This window comes from Curtobacterium sp. P97, from assembly GCF_023712445.1.
GTDB lineage: Bacteria > Actinomycetota > Actinomycetes > Actinomycetales > Microbacteriaceae > Curtobacterium.
The window spans coordinates 1-461 of record NZ_JAMAYF010000100.1 but is presented as its reverse complement, the minus strand read 5'-3'; the positions used below and the strand labels follow the sequence as shown (position 1 = coordinate 461).

The window sequence follows — 461 nt, the reverse complement described above, 5'->3', positions numbered from 1 at the left end:
GGCCAGGGCTGGATCCTCGAGTTCCGCGACCCCGACAACGTCGCCCTGGAGCTCATGGCCCCCGCCTCGTGACCGCCTCCTGAGCCGCTCCGCTCCGGCTGCCCGCGCCCGGCACCCCTCGTAGGGTGCCGGGCGTGGGTGCGCTGAGCGGGCTGGTCGACAAGGGACTCATGGCGGCGGACTGGGCGGAGGCCCTGGCCCCCGTCGAGGAGCAGATCGCGGCGATGGGCCGGTTCCTGCGCGACGAGGTCGCGGCCGGGCGGCCCTACCTCCCGCACGGCGACCAGGTGTTCCGGGCGTTCCAGGCCCCGCTGGCCGACGTCCGGGTGCTCGTCGTGGGGCAGGACCCCTACCCGACCCCGGGCCACCCCATCGGCCTGAGCTTCGCCGTCGACCGGCACGTGCGCCCGCTGCCCAAGTCGCTGGTGAACATCTACAGGGAGCTGCGCGACGACCTGGGC

Annotated in this window: 1 protein-coding gene; it reads left to right on the top strand. The window is 74.8% G+C overall.

Annotated elements, in window-relative coordinates; all coding sequences use genetic code 11:
• Positions 1-170: 170 nt before the first annotated feature.
• Positions 171-461: uracil-DNA glycosylase (locus tag M3677_RS17150; protein ID WP_251161157.1), on the top strand; the 291-nt coding region annotated here is incomplete at its 3' end.